Origin of the sequence: Vibrio sinaloensis (assembly GCF_000808535.1) — a bacterium.
Lineage (GTDB): Bacteria > Pseudomonadota > Gammaproteobacteria > Enterobacterales > Vibrionaceae > Vibrio > Vibrio sinaloensis_D.
The window spans coordinates 234,679-259,069 of record NZ_JWLV01000001.1; the positions used below are offsets into that span (position 1 = coordinate 234,679).

The 24,391-nt window shown below is 46.2% G+C and carries 24 protein-coding genes; 14 read left to right on the forward strand and 10 right to left on the reverse strand.

The genetic code is table 11. From position 1 onward, the window contains the following. Positions 1 to 123 precede the first annotated feature (123 nt). On the forward strand, positions 124 to 1,575 hold the full coding sequence (focA, locus tag RJ47_RS01075; RefSeq protein ID WP_039480600.1) for a formate transporter FocA: 1,452 nt from the start codon (positions 124 to 126) through the stop codon (positions 1,573 to 1,575). 120 nt (positions 1,576 to 1,695) lie between these two features. On the opposite strand, the gene RJ47_RS01080 is transcribed toward focA, so the two are convergent. The 3 genes from RJ47_RS01080 to RJ47_RS01090 form a co-directional block, all read right to left on the reverse strand. Then, the gene (locus tag RJ47_RS01080) at positions 1,696 to 2,265 is read right to left on the reverse strand and encodes a YceI family protein (protein ID WP_005473202.1); all 570 of its coding nucleotides are present in this window, start codon (positions 2,263 to 2,265) and stop codon (positions 1,696 to 1,698) included. Beyond that, a complete protein-coding gene (locus RJ47_RS01085) occupies positions 2,262 to 2,801 on the reverse strand; it encodes a cytochrome b (protein ID WP_039480602.1) in 540 nt (179 codons plus the stop codon). The genes RJ47_RS01080 and RJ47_RS01085 overlap by 4 nt, the downstream gene beginning before the upstream one ends. A 162-nt stretch (positions 2,802 to 2,963) precedes the next feature. Continuing rightward, positions 2,964 to 3,212 carry a DUF2164 domain-containing protein gene (locus RJ47_RS01090; RefSeq protein WP_039480606.1) on the reverse strand — a complete coding sequence of 83 codons (249 nt, stop codon included), beginning with the start codon at positions 3,210 to 3,212 and terminating at the stop codon, positions 2,964 to 2,966. 103 nt (positions 3,213 to 3,315) lie between these two features. On the opposite strand from RJ47_RS01090, the gene RJ47_RS01095 reads away from it, so the two are divergent. The 4 genes from RJ47_RS01095 to dcuC all read left to right on the forward strand — a co-directional run bounded on the left by RJ47_RS01095 (position 3,316) and on the right by dcuC (position 7,358). Next, positions 3,316 to 3,951, forward strand: coding sequence for a hypothetical protein (locus tag RJ47_RS01095; protein ID WP_038136811.1), 636 nt, complete (start codon positions 3,316 to 3,318; stop codon positions 3,949 to 3,951). A 66-nt stretch (positions 3,952 to 4,017) separates the two neighbouring features. Continuing rightward, positions 4,018 to 4,806, forward strand: a complete 789-nt coding sequence (locus RJ47_RS01100; protein ID WP_039480609.1) for a lipase family protein — start codon at positions 4,018 to 4,020, stop codon at positions 4,804 to 4,806. Between the two features lie 167 nt (positions 4,807 to 4,973). Continuing rightward, the gene (locus RJ47_RS01105) at positions 4,974 to 5,768 is read left to right on the forward strand and encodes an EAL domain-containing protein (RefSeq protein WP_039480612.1); all 795 of its coding nucleotides are present in this window, start codon (positions 4,974 to 4,976) and stop codon (positions 5,766 to 5,768) included. A gap of 222 nt (positions 5,769 to 5,990) precedes the next feature. Further along, complete coding sequence (dcuC, locus tag RJ47_RS01110; protein WP_005473305.1) at positions 5,991 to 7,358, forward strand: anaerobic C4-dicarboxylate transporter DcuC; 1,368 nt, start codon at positions 5,991 to 5,993, stop codon at positions 7,356 to 7,358. Positions 7,359 to 7,408: 50 nt separating this feature from the next. Here dcuC and RJ47_RS01115 read toward each other — a convergent pair whose 3' ends face one another. Together RJ47_RS01115 and narQ are read right to left on the reverse strand one after the other, a co-directional pair. Next, entirely contained in the window at positions 7,409 to 8,041 is a 633-nt protein-coding gene (locus RJ47_RS01115) for a response regulator (RefSeq protein WP_039480615.1), read from the reverse strand. Continuing rightward, on the reverse strand, positions 8,028 to 9,761 hold the full coding sequence (narQ, locus tag RJ47_RS01120) for a nitrate/nitrite two-component system sensor histidine kinase NarQ (protein WP_039481614.1): 1,734 nt from the start codon (positions 9,759 to 9,761) through the stop codon (positions 8,028 to 8,030). The genes RJ47_RS01115 and narQ overlap by 14 nt, the downstream gene beginning before the upstream one ends. Positions 9,762 to 10,023: 262 nt before the next feature. Between narQ and napF the strand changes: the two genes are divergently transcribed. From napF to RJ47_RS20740, 6 genes are all read left to right on the forward strand, one after another. Next, positions 10,024 to 10,500 (forward strand): ferredoxin-type protein NapF, encoded by a 477-nt coding sequence (gene napF / locus RJ47_RS01125; protein ID WP_039480618.1) that lies wholly within the window; start codon positions 10,024 to 10,026, stop codon positions 10,498 to 10,500. Between the two features lie 20 nt (positions 10,501 to 10,520). Continuing rightward, positions 10,521 to 10,835 (forward strand): chaperone NapD, encoded by a 315-nt coding sequence (locus tag RJ47_RS01130; protein ID WP_038136794.1) that lies wholly within the window; start codon positions 10,521 to 10,523, stop codon positions 10,833 to 10,835. Continuing rightward, a complete protein-coding gene (gene napA, locus RJ47_RS01135; RefSeq protein WP_039480620.1) occupies positions 10,832 to 13,321 on the forward strand; it encodes a periplasmic nitrate reductase subunit alpha in 2,490 nt (829 codons plus the stop codon). Before RJ47_RS01130 ends, napA begins: the two co-directional genes overlap by 4 nt. Before the next feature lie 71 nt (positions 13,322 to 13,392). Then, positions 13,393 to 13,848, forward strand: coding sequence for a nitrate reductase cytochrome c-type subunit (locus RJ47_RS01140; RefSeq protein WP_005473252.1), 456 nt, complete (start codon positions 13,393 to 13,395; stop codon positions 13,846 to 13,848). A 29-nt stretch (positions 13,849 to 13,877) separates the two neighbouring features. Beyond that, positions 13,878 to 14,456 (forward strand): NapC/NirT family cytochrome c, encoded by a 579-nt coding sequence (locus RJ47_RS01145; protein WP_005473261.1) that lies wholly within the window; start codon positions 13,878 to 13,880, stop codon positions 14,454 to 14,456. Between the two features lie 11 nt (positions 14,457 to 14,467). After that, on the forward strand, positions 14,468 to 14,605 hold the full coding sequence (locus RJ47_RS20740) for a TIGR02808 family protein (RefSeq protein WP_005473113.1): 138 nt from the start codon (positions 14,468 to 14,470) through the stop codon (positions 14,603 to 14,605). A 97-nt stretch (positions 14,606 to 14,702) separates the two neighbouring features. Here RJ47_RS20740 and galE read toward each other — a convergent pair whose 3' ends face one another. The 4 genes from galE to RJ47_RS01165 all read right to left on the reverse strand — a co-directional run bounded on the left by galE (position 14,703) and on the right by RJ47_RS01165 (position 20,320). Further along, positions 14,703 to 15,719, reverse strand: coding sequence for a UDP-glucose 4-epimerase GalE (gene galE / locus RJ47_RS01150; RefSeq protein WP_039480623.1), 1,017 nt, complete (start codon positions 15,717 to 15,719; stop codon positions 14,703 to 14,705). 80 nt (positions 15,720 to 15,799) lie between these two features. After that, positions 15,800 to 17,770 carry a diguanylate cyclase gene (locus RJ47_RS01155; RefSeq protein WP_038136787.1) on the reverse strand — a complete coding sequence of 657 codons (1,971 nt, stop codon included), beginning with the start codon at positions 17,768 to 17,770 and terminating at the stop codon, positions 15,800 to 15,802. Next, positions 17,767 to 18,258, reverse strand: coding sequence for a YfiR family protein (locus tag RJ47_RS01160; RefSeq protein ID WP_038136785.1), 492 nt, complete (start codon positions 18,256 to 18,258; stop codon positions 17,767 to 17,769). The genes RJ47_RS01155 and RJ47_RS01160 overlap by 4 nt, the downstream gene beginning before the upstream one ends. Next, complete coding sequence (locus RJ47_RS01165) at positions 18,248 to 20,320, reverse strand: TonB-dependent receptor plug domain-containing protein (protein WP_039480628.1); 2,073 nt, start codon at positions 20,318 to 20,320, stop codon at positions 18,248 to 18,250. Before RJ47_RS01165 ends, RJ47_RS01160 begins: the two co-directional genes overlap by 11 nt. A 170-nt stretch (positions 20,321 to 20,490) precedes the next feature. Here RJ47_RS01165 and RJ47_RS01170 point away from each other — a divergent pair, with 170 nt between their 5' ends. From RJ47_RS01170 to RJ47_RS01180, 3 genes are read left to right on the forward strand one after another with little or no spacing between them, the layout of a single operon-like run. Then, the gene (locus RJ47_RS01170) at positions 20,491 to 21,240 is read left to right on the forward strand and encodes a 5-oxoprolinase subunit PxpA (RefSeq protein WP_039480631.1); all 750 of its coding nucleotides are present in this window, start codon (positions 20,491 to 20,493) and stop codon (positions 21,238 to 21,240) included. Beyond that, entirely contained in the window at positions 21,240 to 21,947 is a 708-nt protein-coding gene (locus RJ47_RS01175) for a 5-oxoprolinase subunit B family protein (RefSeq protein WP_039480634.1), read from the forward strand. Before RJ47_RS01170 ends, RJ47_RS01175 begins: the two co-directional genes overlap by 1 nt. After that, complete coding sequence (locus tag RJ47_RS01180) at positions 21,944 to 22,876, forward strand: biotin-dependent carboxyltransferase family protein (protein ID WP_039480637.1); 933 nt, start codon at positions 21,944 to 21,946, stop codon at positions 22,874 to 22,876. Before RJ47_RS01175 ends, RJ47_RS01180 begins: the two co-directional genes overlap by 4 nt. A 46-nt stretch (positions 22,877 to 22,922) precedes the next feature. Here RJ47_RS01180 and RJ47_RS01185 read toward each other — a convergent pair whose 3' ends face one another. After that, the gene (locus tag RJ47_RS01185) at positions 22,923 to 24,359 is read right to left on the reverse strand and encodes an FAD-dependent oxidoreductase (protein ID WP_039480639.1); all 1,437 of its coding nucleotides are present in this window, start codon (positions 24,357 to 24,359) and stop codon (positions 22,923 to 22,925) included. Between the last annotated feature and the right edge of the window lie 32 nt (positions 24,360 to 24,391).

Consider the following 24,391-nt stretch of genomic DNA (forward strand, 5'->3'; position numbering starts at 1 on the left):
TGATGAGGATTTTAAAAATTATCAATTTTACCTCTACCTACTCCAACCGTAATCTGAATTGGCAACGGCGATAAAGCCTTGTGAACATCAGGAGGTATGTATGTTTTTTACCGGGGAGCGGCAATGACACAAGCTCAAACTAACCACCAATACTTCTCTCCCATCGAGATGATGGCGGAAGCCGAGAAGTTTGCGTTAAGCAAAGCAAAGAAAAGTAGTGGCATGACGTTAAGCCTTGCTGTCATGGCAGGGGCGTTTATAGGACTCGCCTTTCTTTTCTATATAACCGTTACAACGGGTAGCACCGAGACGGGCTGGGGCCTAAGCCGATTAGCAGGCGGACTGGCATTTAGTATGGGTTTGATCCTCATCGTGATTTGCGGCGGTGAACTGTTTACGAGCTCTGTGCTATCGAGCATTTCATGGGCGAACAAACAGATCAGCTTTACCAAGATGCTGAGTGTGTGGGGCAAGGTCTACGTTGGTAACTTTATTGGTGCCATGTTACTGCTCACCATCGTATCGGCGGCAGGCTTGTACCAGATGGACCACGGCCAGTGGGGATTAAATGCACTTAATATCGCGCAACACAAACTGCACCACACGACAGTCCAAGCCTTTGCATTAGGCGTACTGTGTAACTTGCTGGTCTGCTTAGCTATATGGCTCACGTTCAGTAGCGCAAACGCGATGACCAAGGCAGCCATGACCATTATGCCCGTCGCTATGTTTGTCTCCAGTGGCTTTGAACACTGCGTCGCAAACATGTTTATGGTCCCGCTAGGTATCGTGATTCAAAACTTTGCGCCCGAGGCATTCTGGACTCAAATCGGCGCGACCCCCGCTCAATATGCGGACTTAAATATCTATCAATTTGTCACAGCGAACCTTATTCCCGTGACACTTGGCAACATCGTTGGTGGTGCTGTACTGGTTGGGCTTGCCAACTGGTGTATCTACCGCCGACCACAACTAAAAGCAGCGCAAGTCGCTTCAATTACTAAAACCACTAACATTACGTCAGTTAAGGAAACCACTATGAACACAACTATCCTTGTAAAAGATATCATGAACCCTGCTCCAATTACTTTGGGCGCAGAAATGACCACACCTGCTGCAATCGACACATTATTAGATAACCATTTGATCAGCGCGCCGGTTGTTGATATCGAAGGACGCTTGGTTGGTTTCTTCTCAGCGCATGATGTGATGGTTGATTTGTGGTGCCAAGACTACATTCCTACTCAAGGACAAAAAGTTGTCGATCTGATGTCTCGTGATGTGGTGGCAATTGATGCGAAAGATAAACTGGTCGATGTCGCTGAATACCTATGTGTTGATAAAGAGCAGCTTTACCCAACCACCAGCATGGGCATCGCGACACAATTCACCACGCTATCTCTTGAAGAGCGCGCAAAGAGCATGAAAGTAAGCAAACCGCATGTACTTCCTGTGATTGAGAATGGTCAGTTTGTTGGAGTGGTCACCCGTGAAAACGTACTCTCTTCACTACGTAACGTTTACGGTGACCGCGTAACGTTGGTCGACACAGAACGCGAATTAGAAAGTGCATAACGAATAGAAAAACAACGTCAAAAACGCTAGGAAATTTGGTCGGGAAATAAGTCGCTTGACCAAAAAAGCCCTCAACCACTTAGGTTGAGGGCTTTCTTTGTTTTTTGGAGGTAAGTGGAATTACTTCTGAATACCTTCTACATGCAGTTCCATATCAACGTAGCTTGAAGTGCCCATTACTGCGATGTTGAAATCAGCCAACTCTAGACGCGTTGTGCCGTAGAAACCTGCACGTTGACCACCCCATGGGTCTTGACCTGCACCGATAAACTCCGCATCGATGGTAATTGGCTTAGTTACACCGTGTAGGCTCAGATCACCTGTTACTTCTAAGTTACCGTCGCCTTTGTCAACCACGCTCGTGCTCTTAAACGTAGCGGTTGAAAACTTCGATGCATCAATGAAATCTGAACTGCGAATGTGCTTGTCACGCTCTGCGTGGTTTGAATCCAAACTGCGAGTGTCAACGTTTACTGTCACCTTCGATGCCGCAACATTCGCTGGGTCATAAGAGAATTCACCATCAAATTTATTAAAACGACCTTTGATGAAACTATAACCAAGGTGACTCACTTTGAAGTTTACTGACGCGTGCGCGCCCTTTGTATCAATAACGTAGTCCGCTGCGCTTGCACCAAAAGGCAGTGCCATCACCATAGCCAGTCCTGTAGCAAATAACGTTTTTTTCATTTTGAAGCTCCTATCATTTTGCGTAGCGTGTTGTCTTTGTTAATAAAGTGGTGTTTCAATGCAGCAAGGGCGTGGGCCGCAGCCATTATTATCAGAGCCCATGCTGCGTAAAAGTGGATAAGGCCTGCGGTGTCTGCTTGGTTTTCAAACAACGCTCCCGCACCAGGCACAGTAAACCATGTAAACACATCAATACCGCGACCATCCTCTGTCGAGATTAAGTAACCGGAAACAAACAACAGTAGTAGAGTTGCGTACATTGCGAGGTGAACAATCTTCGCTCCCGCTTTTTCAATCGCACTGCCTTCTACTTTTGGTGACGGCGTAACATGTTTCCAAACCAAACGGAATAGAGTTAATGCGGCGAGTAAAATGCCAATCGATTTATGCCAGTGTGGTGCTGTCCGATACCATTCGCTGTAGTAGGACAAATCAACCATCCACAGCCCAACAGCAAACATACCAATCACGACCAGAGCAGATGACCAGTGCACAGCACGAGCAACCACATTATAGTTTTTGACTTCCGACTTCATTACAGTTTCCAAGTTAAATGAATCTCTTTATCACATGAGAATAGTTATCTCCCCTTGTGTGTAACAGATTATTTACCATTATTTACACTGGGGAAATCTCTTACCCTTGATGATCTCGTTCGAAAAATTTGATGGAACGAATTGCGTGATAGAAAAGGCACCTCAATATTGGCTAATCTGTTCTATCTCATAAAGCTCATCAGCAATATCCAGCATCTTTTTCTCCATAATCGCCTGTGCATCTTTTACTCCTTGGTTGTAAAAAGTAGCACCAAACTTATCAGAGATAAAATCCAGCAAAAAATCGGCATCAAACTGGCCAATTTCGACATCAAGCTCTTGTTCGAGATAGTCCTGAAGGTCTTTAGCCATCGCTTGTTTTTGTTGTGACGTAAATTCAATCTTAGACATAAACCCCTAACTCTATGCAATTTTTTGGACAATAAGTGTAACTGAGTTTATCAACGCCATGTTACTGTAAGCTCGAAAACTGGGACCTAGGGAGAGTGTTGCCTTGTTATTGGATGTGTTAATTCAAAGCGTGAATGAGTTTCAAGCAGATTGCATGAAACTGTGTGAAAAGCACTATCCAACCATTCATAATCGCGGAATGAGTGAACATCATTTGGGCTTGGCTTTTGCACGCCGCCTGTCTAGAACATTAAAAGAGTTCGGCCACAGTTACGATTACCAGTCCCTCGAAACCGCTGCCTCCACTGACTATCCACACCATTATCGGGTCACTTCGGAAGTCGGCACCGTTTGGATTCTTACCTCCCATTTGGTCAGTGCTGGAAACTCATGTAGAAACAAACAGTTTAAAACCATTGCGCAGTGGCAAGCTGAGTATGGCTATGCCGTTCAGCCGAATGATCTTCTATTGCTGTTGACCGATCATTGGATTACTCGAAGCAAACCTAGCCGAGAGCTGCTTCACTGGTGGACAGGACAACTGCCCGATGAGATAGACGAATACAAGACCCAAGGTATCAGTCTATTTGAGAGCGAATCACAATTGTCACGAACGTTAGAACAACAATTTGCCCTCAGCCCCTACTACGTAAAGTTTACGCATCCGCTTAAACGCTCAAACGATCAACAACTCGTTAGGAAGTACATCCAACTGTTTTCTGTCATCCAGCTCAGTTAGCCTGTCACAAATGCGTCACGTAACACTCGCATACTGTTTGCTATGCGCTGACCACTCAAACGCCATGTGAAGAAACTCAAGCGATACCAATACGAAAAATACGCCGTACTCTGTAACCTAGCCTATTCACGGGTGCTAAAACACACGCGCTACGGCTTTGCACCAAAAGGTCAGCGTATTGTCTACAATCGATTCGGCCAACCCATGATGCGCGTTTTATGGAAAAACGATCATGATGAAGTCATTGTCGTCATTAAAGGCTCCCACAACCCGCAAGATTGGTTGCTCAATCTGCATTTGTGGCAACGCAAGGCCCACTGTTTGAAGCTTAACTATCCCGTTCATTCTGGCTACCTGCAACAAATTACCCAACCGAGTATCGCTAAACATGGCCACTCTCCCCATCCGCTAAATGTTTACCAAACACTGTCCAACATTTTGCAGCCTCTATTAGAAAACGGAAAGCGCGTTACCTTTACTGGGCACTCTTCCGGGGGCGCGATCGCCTGCATTTTGGCTGATGCGTTCGAAAAACAGCGTGCGAAATCGGTTAAGCGTGTGGTCACCTTTGGTCAGCCAGCATTTGGCGGCTTCATGATGAAAAAGCAGTACTCATTGAGCCACAAGACGTACCGAATTTGTTGTGATCTCGATATCGTGACATTCCTTCCACCTCTACCCGGCGTATACCTGCATGTGGGTAAACAATTGTGGCTTTACAATGGTAAGATTTATGAGAACACACCGACGCTGATTCGTTTAGGTCGTTCTGTTGCATCTTGGGTAATAAGACCGTTCTCTTATCATCTGATGTCAAAGTACATTCGCAACAAAGATTTCTTCGATGAACGCTAGCCGTGGTTGTTTGACTGTTTAATGTCTTGAAAACTGTTTCCAGTGCGAGGAGCGCTGTAGATAAGGCAACAAACTGAAGAAAGAATTGACAAATTTACGACATTGTCAATATTATGTCGAACGACACGCATTATGTCATACGCTAAGGGACCGAGGTCTGCTGTTTAATGATTCTCACAAGCAAAAGTCAATTCCAACACTGCTTAGAAACGACCGCCGAGCACCAGTTTATCGCAAACTATAACGGGCTCACTCTCTCGAGTGTTTATCAGCCAATTTTTGACATCGATGAGTCCATATTCGGCGTCGAAGCCTTAGTCCGAATCAAAGATGCCAACGGCAATCCTATCCGACCTGACCACTTCTTTTGCTCTGATACCTTTTGCTACGAAGACAAGATCAATGTTGAACGCCTTAGCCGCGTTATCCATCTTCGCAACTTTGCTCAGTCCGATTTCCGCCATAAGCAGCTATTTCTCAATGTATTGCCTATTGCCGGAGAGAGGCTCGCGACAGAAGATCTTAAAAACGGTTTGCTCGCGAGCCGAATTCAGCACCTAGGGCTTAAAAACTCTCAAATCGTTATGGAGCTCATCGAACTCGATTGTGAAAATCTGCGCTATTTGGAAACGGCGATGGAAAAGCTCAACCAAAATGGGTTCAATGTCGCCATTGATGATTTTGGCGTGAATGCCTCTACCGAAGCGCGTGTGCTTCAAGTAAAACCGCACATATTAAAAATGGATCGATCACTGCTCCTCCAGTATTGCTCTGGTGATCACGCCCCTCTACTCAGTGCCTTACAGCTTGCGAAACGTATTGGCGCCCAAACCGTGATTGAAGGTATCGAAACCGCACAGCAACTAAACGCGATGCGTGCACTTAACATTGACCTTTACCAAGGCTTTCACCTAGCGATGCCAGTCATGTTACCCGCCAAGATTGTTCTACCTTCTAATTAACGCTCTCTTCTATCGATTTCAGACAGCAAAGCAGCGTATTATTAACATCTAACAAACAATAACAATACAGTTATTATGTCCACTATTTTTACTTTTATTAATTTATTGTTCTAGATCATGAGCACTAGAAGTTGCACTCGTACTGATTAGCGAATTTTTGTACATTGCTGTTCACAGTTTGAAACAGTTTTATACAAATCCAACAATACTAGGGTGATTACTATGCTGGAGCTTCTCATTGGCTTAGCGGTAACAGTAGCTGTCGGTTACTTTATCGTTAAAGGCTACAAGCCTGCAGGTGTACTTCTAACTGCCGGTTTAATTCTTCTTATTCTCACAGGTTTACTCGGACATACCGTTCTCCCTGCTAAAATCGCGTCGACCGGCAATATGGTCACGGATTCACTGGAGTATGTGAAATACATGCTTCAATATCGTGGTGGCGGTTTGGGTATGCAAATCATGTTGCTTTGTGGTTTCGCATCCTACATGACTCACATCGGCGCAAACAATGTCGTTGTTAAACAGTTTTCCAAGCCGTTGTCAGTCATCAAATCACCTTATGTACTGCTTGTTGCCGCTTACATTGTCGCTTGTTTGATGTCTCTTGCGGTCAGTTCAGCGACTGGGCTTGGTGTCTTATTAATGGCAACCCTATTCCCGATGATGACGGCGATGGGCATTTCGCGCCCTGCGGCTGTTGCTGTGTGCGCGTCTCCAGCGGCTATTATCTTATCTCCTACCTCTGGTGACGTGGTGATTGCCGCTGAAAAATCAGGGTTAGATTTAGATGTCTTCGCGGTACAAACCGTTCTACCTGTGTCGATCTGCGCGATTATCGTCATGGCTGCTGCGGCATTCTTCTGGAACAAATACCTAGATAAAAAAGACAACTCGCCAATGGAACGCGTGGATGTGTCAGCAATCGAAGTAAAAGCGCCAGCCTACTACGCGGTATTACCCTTCTTACCGATTGTTGGCGTATTTCTGTTTAACGGTCGTACGATTGAAGGTTTAAAGCTCGATATTTACACCATAGTCGTGTTGTCGATTTTCCTCGGTGCCTTGGTAGACTTCGTCACTAAGCGCTTCAAGGGCAAGGAAACGCTCGAAGATTTAGAGTCTTGTTATGAAGGGATGGCCGATGCGTTTAAAGGCGTTGTCATGCTATTAGTAGCGGCTGGGGTGTTTGCTCAAGGTCTAATGTCGATTGGCGCAATTGATAACTTGCTTCACCTTGCGGAAACGGCTGGCGCAGGTGGCATTGCACTGATGCTCATCTTGACTGGCTTAACGGTTGCTGCTGCTATTGCAACGGGCTCTGGCAACGCGCCATTCTATGCGTTTGTTGAACTTGCGCCTGCGCTAGCCGCTAAGATGGGATTAAACCCAGCGTTTTTGATTATCCCGATGCTTCAAGCCTCTAACCTTGGTCGCACGGTTTCTCCTGTGTCGGGCGTTGTGGTTGCGACCTCGGGAATGGGTAAAATAAGCCCGTTTGAGGTGGTGAAACGTACTTCTGTCCCAGTACTGTGTGGCTTGATAACCGTGATCTTTGGCACGCTCGTATTGGTACCTATGGCCGCATAATCCCTATTGCAGTAAAAAGGGCGCTCGATGCGCCCTTTTGTGTTTAATGGCTATTTTATTTCGCCATAGCGCTCTAAGTACATAACAGTAGCCGCCGTACGCGACGGTACGCTCAACTTTTTGAGTAAGCTTTTCATATGAACTTTGACCGTAGATTCAGAAATGAACAGCGTGTCAGCAATCTGCTTGTTTCGATACCCTTTCGCCACTTCTTTTAAAATTTGCATCTCACGATCCGTTAACTCATCAAAAGCATCGGTGCTATTTTCGCGCTCAGCAAGGTACTTGGCGACTTCTTTGCTATACGCTTTGTTACCGCGTAACGATACTTTTAGTAATTCAACTAGTTCATCAGGCTCGGTATCTTTTAGCAAATAGCCATCTGCTCCCGCTTTAACAATGGCTTCAATATCCGCAGGGCTATCTGACACCGTTAAAATAACGATGGTAGCGTCACAGCCATCAGCCCGAAGAGCGTTCAAGGTATCTAAGCCAGACATGCCTTTCATATTCAAATCAAGTAGCACGAGATCGGGTTTACACTCGTGGTTTTTCGCCACGGCATCGGCACCATTACTCGCTTCTGCGACGACGTCAAACTCATCCTCAAAGCTAAGTAGTTGATGGATTCCTCGCCTCATGAGTGGATGGTCATCCACAAGTAATACTCTACATTCGGTCAATGTTTGGTTCCTTAGTTTTCGGATATTCTAACAATACTTCACAGCCTTGATTGGCTTGACTCGTTACCGCGAGCGTTCCACAAAGGCGAGACGCTCGCTCGTGCATAATACTCATGCCATAGTGATTCAACTTCTCAACCGATTGATCGAACCCTTGTCCATCGTCAAGGATGGATACGACAACTTTAGTCTCTGTCTCATGGCACTGAATAGTAATATTTTTCGCATTTGCGTGTTTGATTGCGTTGATGGTGGCTTCCCTGATCAACTGCAACAAATGAACCTGTTGATTGGCATCGAGCTCAATGGACGATAATTCATTGCTCAACTTAATCTCGGCGTTAGTTTGCTCCGCCAGTTGCTCTGTCATTTCCGTTAATGCGTGGCCAAAACTGCCTTCTTTGATTGTCAGCCTAAAGGTGGTGAGCAACTCCCGTAACTGAGTATAAGCCGCAGATAGACCAGTATCGAGCTCAGCGAGGATTGGCGTTGTTTTTTCCAATTGAGGTGACTCTGGCAGTTTTGCCATGCTCCGTTTAAGCAATGATACTTGAATCTTTAGATAGGAAAGAGATTGAGCAAGCGAGTCATGCAGCTCTCTTGCGATCGTGGCACGCTCTTCCATCAACAACAGCTGTTCAGCTTGACGTTGAGCCTGATTATAATAGACGGCACGCGACAGTATCTGAACGAAGTTATCAATCAACGCTTGATCTGGGCACGGCAGCGCGACCTTCCAATACAAGGTCCCGAGCTCAACGCCATCTAATGATAACGCCTTGCTCTGACAAGAATTCTCACAGCCACTGCACGCTTCGCCTTGCGTTAACACAAGCGGTCGCTCACCCTCAGCAGTAATTTCGAGTTTCACAGCACTGATCCCTTCGAGACTGACAATATGAGCTAGAATCGCTTCGAAATTGTCCTGACCAATACGCGATGCGGTGAGTTCTTGGGAAGATTTGTACAGTACTTTGAGCGAGTCGTTGGCGTGTTGCAATTTTTGGGTCTTTTCATTGACCGCTTTTTCAAGTCCGCGATAGAGCTTGCCAAGATCCGCTGCCATCGTATTGAACGTGCGCGTTAAGATTCCCATTTCGTTATCGCTAGAGACATTCAGTTCTACATCGAATGATCGTGATTTAATTTGCTCACTGGCACGCACCAGTGCATTTAACGGACGAACAATCTGCTTGCGAATGTAATGAACGACAAACAGACTAACGATCAGAATGCCACCCAGCCCTAACCCGCCGACCCAAGCAAGTTTGATCAATTTCTGTTCAGAAAAATTCTGCAACTTAAAGACGAACGCATCGATCTGGTTAACGAAGCCTTCCACCAACACCAGGTAGCGCTCTCGATCTTGGCTTTTTAGTACCTGCTTAAGCTCATGCCAACGCATGATTAAGCTGTAGTAATCATGGGTGATGTCACTTGGCACGGTCCAACCTTGCAGCGCCTTCATTGAGGGCGAATAGATAGAGCGTTCAAACATCTGAATATGGGAAGGATAATCAACAGACTGGGTTTGAATATCATGGGCTAAACGATAGCTCTGCATACGCATCGAGCCTGCCACGTTGACGGCTTCTGCGTCATTGAGACTTGAGGCTAAGGTAATGATCGCAAAACTCGTCGTCGCAACAGACAAAGCCAAGATCAGTCCCATCGCCTTGGCAACGGTTCTCGTCACCGAGTTTTTCACACTTTTAAACACTCTTTCACCGTTTGGAAGGCTTTGAACAATCACAAATTCTTCCCATATCTTAACTCACACGCCCAATATGTGATCAAACCTGCTGGAATTTATTGATCTGAAACAAGAACCCATAGCGATTAACCCCTAAGGGGTATTTATACAAATATGTCAAAACCTACAATTTATATGTCGGTAAATGACAGCTTATTAACAAACTTCTGAACTATGCTTATCCCATAACAACTGGGCTTATTTCAGAACATACTGGTCGGGAGCATGCGTGGTCGATTTAGCAAAACGTCGTTTTTTCTCTAGAACTAAAGTTGACGATTCAATAATTCGTTTACCTTGGATCAAGGAAAGCGTCCGTTTTACCGATTTGTGCACCCGATGCGGCAAGTGTGAACAGGCGTGTGAAACAAGCATCATTCGAAAAGGCGATGGCGGGTTCCCTACCGTCGACTTTTCAATCGATGAATGCACATTTTGCTATCAATGCGCAGAAGTCTGCCCTGAACCGATTTTTCTGTCCAAAGAAGATAGACCGTGGAATGCAAACGCGACCATCAATGAAAGTTGTTTGGCGCACCAAAATGTCGAATGCCGAAGCTGTGGAGATATGTGCGAGTCCATGGCCATTAAATTCAAACTCGAAATTGGCAAAGTCGCACAACCGAACATCGAGCTTGATGATTGTACAGGCTGCGGAGCATGTGTCTCTGTTTGCCCAACATCATCAATCATTGTGAGCAATTAGAACAACAACGGAAACATTGTATGTCACTTAACGAAGTGCACATTTCTAGCCTAGTCGTACACTGCGCGCCAGAACACCTTAGCCAGGTGAAGTCACAAATAGAGCAAAACGACAACGCAGAGATTTATGGTGATAGCCCTGAAGGGAAAATCGTGGTGGTTTTGGAGACCGAAAATCAAGGCTTCATCACCGATACCATTGAGACCATAAACAACCTACCTAACGTATTGAGCACCGCCCTCGTCTACCACCAGATCGAAACTGGGTTAGAAGACGAAGACACGGACAATAACAACACTGGAACCAACTATTCCCAAATCGAGGGTGAAGTATGAAGATGACAAGACGCGCGTTTGTGAAAGCAAACGCAGCAGCATCAGCCGCCGCTGTCGCAGGTATCACTCTACCAGCATCAGCGACCAATCTGATCGCAAGCAAAGACCAAACAAAAATTACGTGGGACAAAGCACCTTGTCGCTTCTGTGGTACAGGCTGTTCAGTTCTTGTTGGCACTCAAAACGGTAAAGTGGTCGCGACACAAGGTGACCCTGAAGCGCCAGTAAACAAGGGTCTTAACTGTATTAAGGGTTACTTCCTTTCAAAAATCATGTACGGGCAAGACCGTTTGACTCAGCCCCTTCTTCGTATGAAAGATGGCAAGTACGACAAAGAAGGTGAATTCACGCCGGTTTCTTGGGATGTCGCTTTTGACACTATGGCCGAGAAATGGAAAGAAGCGCTGAAAAAGCAAGGTCCTTCCGGTGTAGGCATGTTTGGCTCTGGCCAATGGACAGTCATGGAAGGTTACGCAGTCGCTAAAATGATGAAAGCGGGTTTCCGCTCTAACAACATTGATCCGAACGCGCGTCACTGTATGGCATCTGCGGTAGGTGCTTTCATGCGTTCGTTTGGTATCGATGAGCCGATGGGTTGTTATGATGACTTCGAAGCTGCCGATTCTTTCGTGCTTTGGGGTTCAAACATGGCAGAAATGCACCCTGTTTTGTGGACACGTATTACAGATCGCCGCCTCAGCCATCCACACGTTAAAGTCAATGTTCTATCGACTTACTACCACCGCTCTTTTGAATTGGCAGACGAAGGCTACATTTTCAAGCCACAAACAGACTTGGTCATTGCTAACTACATTGCCAATTACATCATTGAAAAAGATGCCGTTAACTGGGATTTCGTTAATAAGCATACCAACTTCAAGCAAACTGCAACGGACATCGGCTACGGCTTGCGTGACGATGATCCTCTACAAAAAGCGGCAGCAAATCCTAACTCAGGTAAGCTTTCTTCAATCACTTTTGAAGAGTACAAAAAATCCGTGGCGCCATATACGCTCGAAAAATCAGCTGAGATGTCAGGCGTATCAGAAGAAAAACTACTTGAGCTCGCGAAGCAGTATGCCGATCCAAACACCAAGGTGATGTCACTTTGGACTATGGGTACCAACCAGCATACTCGCGGCGTTTGGGTGAACAGCTTGATTTATAACCTGCACCTGTTGACGGGCAAGATTTCTACTCCAGGTAACAGTCCATTCTCGTTAACAGGACAGCCATCGGCATGTGGTACCGCTCGTGAGGTAGGCACCTTTGCGCACCGTCTACCTGCCGATATGGTCGTCGCGAACCCTAAACACCGTAAAGTAGCAGAAAAGATCTGGAATATCCCTGATGGTGTTATTCCGCCAAAACCGGGCTACCACGCAGTCCTTCAAGACCGCATGCTTAAAGACGGCAAGCTAAACGCATACTGGGTAATGTGTAACAACAACATGCAAGCGGGTCCAAATATTAATGGTGAGCGTTTGCCTGGTTACCGCAATCCAGAAAACTTTATCGTTTGTTCTGACCCATATCCAACAGCGACCGCACAAGCTGCCGACCTTGTTCTTCCAACAGCCATGTGGATCGAAAAAGAAGGTGCCTACGGTAATGCTGAGCGCCGTACTCAAGCATGGTATCAACAAGTGAGTACTGTCGGTGAGGCGAAATCTGACTTGTGGCAAGTGATGGAATTCTCGAAGCGCTTCAAAATGGAAGAAGTTTGGACAGAAGAACAACTAGCGGCAGCGCCTCAATACCGTGGTAAAACCATGTATGACATGCTGTTTGCTAACGGCGTGGTCAATAAGTTCCCTATCGAGGAATCTCGCGAGCTAAACGACGACGCTCATCACTTCGGTTACTACGTGCAAAAAGGTCTATTTGAAGAGTACGCAACGTTCGGACGAGGTAAAGCTCATGACTTAGCGCCTTACGACGTATATCACCAAGTTCGTGGCCTTCGTTGGCCAGTGGTTGATGGTAAGGAAACGCTTTGGCGCTACAAAGAAGGCTCAGATCCGTATGCGAAACCAGGCAGCGGTTGGGACTTCTACGGTAAACCCGATGGTAAAGCGTTTATTATCTCTGCACCATACGAAGCGCCACCAGAATCGCCGGATTCTGAGTACGATATGTGGCTATGTACTGGTCGTGTTCTTGAACACTGGCACACTGGCACCATGACTCGCCGCGTACCTGAGCTATACAAAGCAGTACCAGATGCAGTGTGTTACATGCACCCAGCTGATGCGAAAAAACGTGGCGTTCGCCGTGGTGAAGAAGTACTGATTGCAAACAAACGTGGTGAAGTTCGTGTTCGCGTTGAAACACGTGGTCGTAACCGTCCACCTGAAGGCTTGGTATTCGTACCATTCTTTGATGCTCGCATCTTGATCAACAAACTGATCCTAGACGCTACTGACCCGCTGTCTAAACAGACAGACTTTAAGAAGTGTCCAGTTAAGATCACCAAGATCGCTTAATTATCAGAGCTTGGCTGCCTAACTATTGGCAGCCACATCTAAGAATTTAGCCATTAGGCGGAGATAAAATAATGAAAAAATTTCTGATTGCACTGTTATCTGTGGGCGCACTTGTGAGCGGTGTTGCGGTAGCAGAACTTGATAACCCAGGTGGTATTGGCGGTTTGGAGTCGCTACGTGGAGCGAGCGAGCTTGAATCAACGCGTCCTGCAGATGAGTTTAAAAAGTATCCAAAGGAGCAAGTTCTCGACAGCAGCTTTGTCTATCAACCACCGTTGATCCCTCATAGCATTCGTAACTATGAAGTGTCTCTCAATGCCAACAAGTGTCTTGCCTGCCACAGCTGGAAAAATGCCAAAGAGATGGGCGCAACCAAAATCAGTGTAACGCACTACGTGAACCGCGAAGATGCGGTGCTGGCAGACATGTCTCCTCGTCGTTACTTCTGTCTACAATGTCACGTTCCTCAAGCGAATGCTCAGCCATTGATTGGGAACGAATTCAAAAGCGTAGACTCGCTTAAATAAGCGGTTCGTGAGTAATTAAGAGGCTGCATATGAAAATACTAAAAGCGTTTTGGAAGAGACTGACGAGCCCAAGCAAAGCTGCCGTAGGTGTGGTTTTGTTTATGGGATTCGCTGGTGGTCTTCTATTTTGGGGCGCATTCAATACCGGTATGGAAGCAACCAACACCGAAGAGTTCTGTTCGGGCTGTCACGCACCGATTGTTGCGGAAATACAAGAAACCATTCACTACTCCAACCGCTCTGGTGTTAGAGCAATCTGTTCTGACTGTCACGTACCACACGAATGGACGGATAAGATTGTACGTAAAGTTCAGGCATCAAAAGAGCTGTATGCTCATTTCATTGCCAAAACGATCGATACGCCGGAGAAATTTCAAGAGCGCCGCGCTCATCTAGCTGAACGCGAATGGGCTCGATTGAAGAAAAATGACTCGTTGGAATGCCGTAACTGTCACGAGTTCGAATACATGGACTTCTCAGAGCAAGGTTCTCGTAGTGCCAAACAACACTCTACTGCCCTAGCATCTGGCGAAAAGACTTGTGTAGATTGCCACAAAGGTATCGCACACAAACTGCCAGACATGCATGGCGTTGAAGGCTGGCAATAAGGAGACAGACAATGAGTACATTAGAATCCGTTATCTGGCACATCCTCGGTTATGGAGCAATGCCTTTCATCATCTTATCTGGCTTCGCGGTCGTCGCTGCAATCTCTATATGGCTACTATCGCTTGGCAAAGATAAGGAAGTCGATTGATTAAGACTTCCTGACGCTGACACAATTTTTGCCTATTTTGTATCACGCGTAAAAAAGCCACCGCAGTTGCGGTGGCTTTCTTGTAACTAAAGCAAAATCAGACTTCCGGATAGCCTTGCGGGTTGTTTGATTGCCAGCGCCACGTATCAGAGGTCATTTCCTCTAATGAGCGGGTTGCTTTCCAGTCCAACTCTTTCATCGCTTTCGCGGGATCTGCCCAACACTCTGCAATGTCACCAGGTCGACGTTCAACAATCTTATAAGGTACTGGTTTGCCTGACGCTTTTTCAAACGCTTTCACCATCTCCAGTACACTTGACCCGTTGCCAGTACCCAAGTTGTAAATGTGCAGACCTGACTTATCACCCACTTTTTGTAGCGCGGCAATATGACCATCCGAGAGATCCATGACATGGATGTAGTCACGCACGCCTGTGCCATCAACGGTTGGATAATCATTACCAAAGACTGATAAGTACTCGCGACGACCGACCGCGACTTGCGAAACAAACGGCATCAAATTGTTCGGAATGCCTTGCGGGTCCTCGCCCAACTCACCGGTAGGGTGCGAACCAACAGGGTTAAAGTAACGAAGCAGAGTAATACTCCAATCTGGATTTGCTTTTTGAAAATCCGTTAAACACTCTTCCACCATCAGTTTACTGCGGCCGTAAGGGTTCGTTGCGCTAGTTGGGAAATCTTCCGTAATTGGCACAGAAGCAGGATCGCCATAAACCGTCGCTGAAGAGGAAAATACCAAGGTCTTCACGCCCACCTCACGCATCGCGTCGACCAAGACCAGCGTACCATTTACGTTGTTGTCATAGTACTCAAGCGGCTTTTCAACCGACTCACCCACCGCTTTTAAACCCGCAAAGTGAATCACTGCTTGAATATTGTGTTGCTTAAGCACCTCTATCAAAAGCGCTTTGTCTCGAATATCACCTTGGATAAAGTCAGGTTTTACCCCTGACACTTTTTCAATACGCTCGAGAACGGAAGACTTGCTGTTATACAAGTTGTCGAAGAGAACGGGAGTCATACCCGCGTCAATCATTTGAATCGAAGTATGACTGCCAATGTAGCCCATACCGCCGGTAACCAAGACGTTCATGCTTATAACCTTTTGAATAATTTGGCGTAAATGTTATCGGACTTGAGAACGAAAATACAGCCCAAACTTGAGACTTAATTTCATTCGGTTTCGCTCAATACAAATTGTCCTTTGCCCAAACTTTTCGCCTGATACATGGCGGTATCCGCCGCTCTAATTAACTGATCCATTGGGATATCGCGCTGCTCAATATAGTGAACACCGATACTTACCCCTACGTTGAGCACTCGCCCACGATAGACAATATCCTGCTTAATCAATGAAATGAGGCGCTGTGCCAACACAGTAATACTGCTGCGGTCGGTTGACGTCAGGAGTACCACAAACTCATCCCCAGATAAACGGGCGACTAAGTCCTGACTTCTCACTTGAGACAGCAAACGTTCAGCCACCTGCTTTAACACCTCATCACCTGCGTCGTGGCCATAAGTGTCATTAACCTGTTTAAAACCATCAAGATCGAGATAAAGTAGTGCTAAGCCATTTTTGGCCTCACGTTCATCTTTCAAAGAATCATCTAAGACACGATACAAATGAGCGCGGTTGGCTAACCCTGTCAGAGAGTCGTGGTGAGCAAGATATTCTAAGCGTTCCATTTCTTTTACGCTGGAAAGATCGGACAAGATGTACACATAATCACAACGCGATTCGTCCTCGCTGTTGTAGATACAAGAGACCTTTACGAACATTGGTACATTATGACCAAATAAGTGTTTTTCCCAGATTTCACCCTGCCATTGACCATATTGCATCACCGATTCTTTAATTGTTGGCATAAGCGAACGGAACTGTTGCCATTCTAACGTTTCTTCAGGCTTCTTACCCAACAGCGCTTCTTGAGTGTAACCCAGTAATCGGGTCACCGATGGGTTGACCATGGTGATAACGTCATCTTGATCCGTGACCATCAAACCATCTTGGCTGTTCTCAAACACACCCGCTGCTAAACGTTGGCGACTGAGCGCTGCGTCCACTTCGGTAATATCTTGAATGGCGAACAGTATCTGCCCCGCTTTTGTCAGCTTAGTACAGCTGATTTGTAGCAATTGATACTGCTTAAACACATCTCGAATCCAGATTTTCCGGTCGGTAAATTCTAGCCCGCGATAAATGGCCTCTCGTACGACGTTTGCCTCTTCACTTTCAACCAGATCTTCAAGGTTTGCGCCCTTTAGGAAGGCACTCGTGCATCGAAATACACTGCACGTTGCGCCATTAAAATGCACGATTTCGCCTTTATTGTTGACGACCACTAACGCATGTTTGACCGTCTCAACAACTTCATTAGCAAATGACTTTTCTTCTTCTAGCTTATCTAAAGTGTAAGCAACTTGTTGTTCACGTTGGCTAAGTCTATCGAGCATGGTGTTGAACGCTCGAACCAAATCACCAATTTCATCATTGGCGGCTGGCGCGACATTGAAGTCTCGCTGCTTGCGGTTGATAAACGCATTCATGGCTAAATTCAGGTTATAAACCGGCCCCACAATGAACTTATCAACCGTCATGTAAAGGACGATCCCCGAGCAGATCAGAAACACTAAGAATACGAATCCGTTACTTAATGCGGAGTTATATAAGGATTGGAAAGACGCTTTAGAGACAATAATTCGTAATTGAGCAATGGTTTCCCCTTCCATATCAACGGGAATCAAAATGAAGATGTACTCGTCACCGATAGCAAACTTCTGTTCACGAATTTGAGTACGCTCTTTTTCATTGGGAACAGGAGCCGCGCTTCCTTCACGCTCGTACATGGCAAACAACTGTCCGTTTGCGGTATACAGTTTAACCCTGACAATCTCTTCGTCAGCGGAAAACGCGTCTAGAACTTGATTGGCGCTATAGCTATCGTTGAACAAAATTGCCGCTTGAAGGTTATACGCCACCCCTTTTGCAAGAACGCTAACGCGATCAATCAAATTATCCTTTTGAGTTTCAAAAGCACTGTAAAGCGCATACCCTTGTGAAGAGAAGAAAATAAGGCCAGTGAAGATCACGATCGGCAGAATAAGCTTGGTTTTCAGCGACATATTGTGGAGAAGTTTCATTGCTTACCTCCAACAATTTCAGCGACCCTTAAAAAGTTAGCCGACAGCGTGTATTCACCAACGTTTTCTAAGTTCACTCTTGGCTTAATTCGTCCACCTAGCGTGCTAAGTTCAACCACCCCTCCAAGCTCAGTAAAACTTTGAATATCGCTGATTGAAATCGTGCGGTTAGGATTGAGTTTAATCAGGTCTAAGCTCTCTTTTTTGGTGATGTATAAAACGTCGCACCCCGAGTTAGAAATATGCAGCGGTTTATTTCGAATCAACTTGTCTTTCGTTATATCCGTCAGTATGTCACGCACTTCCTCATCATCAGGAGCACAAATACTGATTTCGTTCATCTGCTCGTCAGCGCCCCAAAACACAAAGCTGGCAATACGATAGATGTATACAGCTTTAACCTGCTCTGGGGTGAATTTGGCGTTTGCCAGAGGAGAAACGAAGGCGGCAGCGAGGCAGGCAGTTGTCACCCAACGTCTAAAATTCATGGGATAGCCTCACATAAGCCAGTTGCTCATTTGGATAGAGACTCCAAGAATCGTAGATTTCGTTGGCAAACATTTTTTGCACCACTAGCTCGACAAGCGGAGCGCTGTCGTTTTTACGCCAGCCCAAACGGGTATCCAAGGTCACATGAGGCGTGACATCATCCAGCGTTACACGGCCGGGTATGTCGTAATCAGCCCTCATTTCGTCAGTGTAACGGGTATTGTTATATTTCAGGGCGAAATCCCATTGCCAATTCTTGTTAATCGACCACAAGGTTTGCAAGGTGGCAAGATGTTGGCTAGGTAGTGACAGCGAACTTTCATTGCCGCCGTTCGAATAGGTTCCTTTGTCCCAATCGGCGTCAACACGCAGATAACTGTAGGTGGCATAGAAGCTCAAATTGTCCGCCGCTTGATAATGCGCAGCGAGCTCTATACCCGAGGTTGTCGCTTGATAATCATCAGAGACAAAGCAAAACCAAAGATGTTCGTACCCTTGATAGACCAGAGAATCAAAGCAGTCATTACCGCGAATGTTGTCGTAGCGGCTGTAAAAAACCATGCCATCCAACTCAACACGCTCTGACGGCATATAGCGATACCCTAGCTCACCCGTCCAAACTGACTCATTCTTTAGCTTTTCATTTGGCAACGTCAGGTAAGTGGAACCATACGGAGTGTCACCGTACCATTCAATGTAGGATTGTTGATAAATGGAGTTTGAGTCCATATAAGACGGTGTGACAACCGCTCTGCCGATGCCAGTCCAAAAACGGTGCGCATCGCTAGGTGTGTAAAGCAACCTAAGTTGTGGTGACAGCTCAAAGGTTTTGTTCTGCTCAAAGTATTCGCCTTTTACACCAATAACACTGCTCAATTGGTCAGAGATTTGGTAAGTGGACTGGGCGAAAACGTTCGCAATGTAGTCATTGGCTTTATCGATGTCGTAACTACGAGAGTAGCCAGTGAGAGTAAACAAATCGGCATCTTGCCAGCTTTCCGTAAACCTTAAGCCAACATAACGTAAGCCGATTCCTGCGATAATATCATGTTTGGCGTTCAAAGCTGTCGAGTAGTTAGATTCGAGATCCACGGTCGTGTATTCGCCAGGCGCATCGGGGGATTCATCTTTCACGTGATCAACCCAAAAGCTGGTATTAATCAAGCTCGATGAATCTAACTGCTTTTGATGATTGAGCTGAACATAGGCGCTATCCACTTGAATACGCTCGTTATCAATCGCAATAGTAACAGGCTGGTTGTACGGATCATTTCTATCATAGGCGACAGTCCAAACCTCGGCATCATGCGCAAGTTTGGTGCCGCCCACTCTAAATTGCCAAGAGGAATCGGTCAGTTTCCGACTCACTTCTATCCCCGCCGTGTCCGTTTTCCACTTAGACGCTGAATTATTCAAATAGCTTGGGTTGCTTTTGGACTTATAAAACGCGCGCGCGTACAAATCTTCATCCAATTTCAAGCCATGACGGAGCGAATAATCATAAGCATTGTACCGACCCGCTGTTCCGGTCATGTAGGTGCCTTGAGTATCTTGAGCAGATTTGGTGATGATGTTAACAACGCCATTCGCCGCATTACCGCCCCAGATCGCTCCACTCGCGCCTCTGATCACTTCGATACGCTCGATGTCTGCCAAAATATAGTCGAGAGCACTCCAGTACACGCCACCATAGACTGGGCTATAGACACTTCGCCCATCCACCATGACCAGCATTTTGTTGTACAAGCCATCATGAAAGCCCCGTGATGAAACGTGATAGGTGTTTTCGTTCCATTTAGTAACGTACATACCGGGAACCAGAGCAAGAGCTTCTTGGATATTGGTCGCCCCACTACGTTGAATTCGTTCACTTGACAACACGTAGACAGACGCAGGGACATCTGACACTTTCTGTGAGAATTTAGAGGCAGTTTCGACAGCGACATCCAACATCGACAACTCTTCTAAACTCATTGACATAAGTTCGTCCAAATTGTCATCTGCGAATACGGCGCATCCTGCGAGAGAGAGAGAAGTAAAAAGAATTGAGCGCTTGTACATCTAGGTTCCTTGCTATATTAGCAGTCTATATTATTCCACTTATCAGTAAAGATTCATATTTAGAAGCCTATGTTTTTGCTAAGTTGTTGATCAAATAATGAAACTGATCACTGTTTCAAGTATAGAATTGAAACAAGGTGGTAGGGGCAATTTCGGAGAGCTTATTTGCAATGAACAAAACGAACATTAAATTAAATTGCGACATGGGTGAAAGCTATGGTCAGTGGACAATGGGGTGTGATGAGCTCGCCATGCCCCATATTGATCAAGCAAGCATTGCCTGTGGGTTTCACGCATCCGATCCGATGATCATGAATTCGACGGTGAAACTGGCTATTAATCACAATGTTGTAATCGGTGCGCACCCAAGTTACCCAGACATACAAGGGTTTGGCCGCAGAAGCATGACGCTCTCGAAAAACGAGATTTCCAATATGGTGATCTATCAAGTCGGCGCGCTAAAAGCGATCTGTGAAAGTGAAAATACCACCCTTCACTATGTCAAACCGCACGGTGCGCTTTACAACGATATGCTTAAAAATACCAGTGTATTTGAAGCGGTTGTAGATGCTGTCTCTTGCTTTAACGTGCCCTTAATGACGTTAGCCACTCAAGATAATCAAGACCGACTCGACATTGCTGACGATTATGATGTCCCTCTTTTGTTCGAAACGTTTGCCGACCGACGGTATTTATCCAACGGGCATTTAGCACCTCGCTCTATGGCTGGCGCCGTTATACACGATGAGCAAGCGATCTTAGACCAAGTGACGCAGATAGTCCGATACGGAAAAGTAAGAACGCTGGACGGTTACACGTTATCGATTGATGCGGATACCATTTGTGTCCACGGGGACAATCTAGACGCGGTGCAAATGATTGAAAAAATACGTAAAGTGATAGATTCGGAGGAAGGATAGTGAAAATAGAAACATCCGTCGACCCTGTGGCTGAATGCTCTGTTTTGGTCAAATTTGAGGCTGAGCCAAGCCCTGAGCTCTCTTGGGTCATTGGCGAGATTAGCCTGTATTTACGCAACCAACTGGGGGCGTGGGTAATGAACGTAACCCCCTCGTTTAACACCATATTAATTGACTACCTGCCGCACCGAATTTCGATCTTTGAATTTATCCCCTATTTAGAAAAAATTGTTACCGAGTCTCTCCTTCATTTGCCTGAAAAACCCGAGCCTAAGATCATCGAGCTTCCGGTCTACTATCACCCCGACGTCGCCCCTGACCTTAACGCCTACTTAAGTAGTGGACTTAGCTTAGAAGAGATCATCTCGCTACATTCATCTGTCGAGTACAGCGTTGGTGCTATTGGGTTTACCGCAGGTTTCGCATTCCTAACCACGGTTGATCCAAAACTACAAAGGCCGAGGCGGGAACAACCGAGGGTCAATGTAGCAAAAGGCAGCGTAGCCATTGCCAATAATCAAACCGCTATCTATCCAACCCAAAGTCCGGGTGGCTGGAACATTATCGGCAATTGTCCAATTGACTTGTATGATCCACAAAGTGCATCGATTCTTCCGATTTCGATTGGCAATAGCGTTCGATTCAAACCCATTAGCCGTGAAGAGTTTTTTAGCTTAGGTGGCAAAGTGCAACAGGAGTGGACATGAACGTACAAGAATCCATCACGGTAATAAAGCCCGGACAGCAAACACTGATTCAAGATTTTGGCCGATTTGGTCTTGCGCATTTTGGTATTGCTCAAGGTGGACCACTTGATGATTACGCGTATAGTTGGGCTAATCATCTTCTTGGTAACACTGTAAACGCGGCAACATTGGAAATAACCTTAGGCCAAGCCGAGTTCGAAATTAACCACCGCTGTGAGATGGCGATTGCTGGCGGTGACTTGAACGCGCAATTGGACGGAATCCCCCTAACCAACTGGTCGACATTCGATGCTAAGCCCGGACAACGCCTAACATTTGGGCTGCCTAAAAATGGGTTACGCAGTTATCTTGCGGTTAAGAACGGTTTCATCGTCGACACGCAACTTGGCAGCTGTGCGAGTGTTCGTCGTGACAAACTTGGCGGACTAATGAATGGTGAGCCTCTCAAAGCAGGCGATGTGCTGGGTATCGTGCCTCATTTAGTGTCAAGCAAACCGATCCAAATGACATTTCGCTATAAACCTGATTACGACAGAACGCTTGAACTTCGGGTCATCGAAGGCTATCAAGTCAGTGAGTTTTCTAGTGAGCAAGTCGAGCTGTTTTTCCAACAGGAGTTTGAAGTAAGCCAATTGATCGATCGGATGGGCTACAGACTGACCAGCGGACGCATCCAACCTCCGAATAAAGAGTACCTAAGCGAAGGCATCGCGCTCGGAGCGATTCAAGTTCCACCCAATGGAGAGCCCATCATATTGATGAACGATCGACAGACCATTGGTGGCTACCCAAAAATCGGTTGTGTTGCGCGCATTGATCTTCCGCGTCTAGCGCAAGCTAAACCGGGTCAAAAAGTTCGTTTTGTGAGAGGCGACTTACTTGGGTTACAAGATGTATGGAGCCAATGGGCAAGGTATTTTGGGTACTGAGACGGTGGCAGTTTTCATAAAAAAATGGGCGTCACACGCCCATTTTTTATTGTCCGTAATACTCTGCTAACTCTTCAGGATAATCTCGACGTGAGGCTAAATGTTTCGCTCGCTCTTCAACCTGTTCATAAGCTAATGACATGCTAATAGGATGCAGCTCCTCAATCGATTGATCGCGGTAGTCGTATAGATGCCAATGCTCAACCAGCTTAGTCACAGCCTCGAGTGCCGATGAGCCTTTCACAACCTCTAAACGCGCGTAATCGTTGCCAGCAAAAGTCACATCAGCGGCGCGTAACGTCTCGTCATTACCAGGGATTTGCTGAGCGCCGAACAAAGGCGTTCCGAACTCAACCGCAGATTGATATTTTGGAACAAACCGCGCCATATGGTTAATCGCTCGTCGAGAGCGCTCTATAACAACGTCTTCATTCCAACCTTCGATGATCTTTTTACGTAGACGCATTGGCAGTTGTGGCTGCGACGATTGGGCATCAGATGAGACCAAACCATCTTCAAACAAGGTAATATCTTTGGTCATGCCATGAAGTTGAAACACACCATTTGGGTATGGGGTTAGCTGCGCCATACCATTAGGTGTACCGCGAGGGCCATGGAAGATCACCTCCGGCCACAATTCATCACTCTGGCTCCATTTCGTTACGTATGCGGCTTTAAACTCCACCAAGCGGTTTCTCGGTTTATCCGCTAAATCATCAATGTGCCCTGTCTCATAACCACACGCATTCACCAAATAGTCAGCTTTGACTTGAACACTTCGCCCAGAGCCATCGGTACAGTGCACTGTCCACCCTTCATCATGGGTAAGGTCAGTGACATAAGTGTCGAGCATTAAGTGACAGTTTTCGCTTTGCTCCAATGCCAATGTCGCAGATGCAGCAATACGAAAAACGCTCCACCCCGGCTCTTGGACCATGACCACAGGAAAACGTAGCGAATCGAGATCGGCTTCTTTAGCAAATGGAATCATCCAATCGTCGAAGCTGGAGGGTTCACTTGGCTGAGTCCGGTTTGCTAGCGTCTCAAGCTCTTCACGCCCGTAGAAACGGTAATAGTCTTCCGGCTCACCCAGTACTTTGTTTCGCTCATCTTCATTTACCAACTCTTGGTAGGCTTTTTGGATGAACAACAAACGTTCGTAAAGCTCTTCAGGCGTTCCGCCATCGGCATAAGGGACAGCGATAATAGTCGGCCGGTTGTTGATGGTATGTGGATACAGGCGTGCTGTGTCCACCGATTGCTTGAGAAGCTCTAGGCATTGCTGCGTCGATATTTCTCGATAGAGGTTTCCACCTGCGTGTAGATGACAAATTGGAGGACCATAAACCAGCCCTGGTTTCTTTTCGATAAGAGTGACTTTGATTCCTAGCTCAGATAAGTGTAAGGCAGCGGTTGCGCCCGCAATGCCACCACCAATAACTGCGACGGAAGATGCACTGGTTTGAAGTTGTTTTGACTGCATTCGTATGGTTAATCCATTCATTCTGAGTGCAT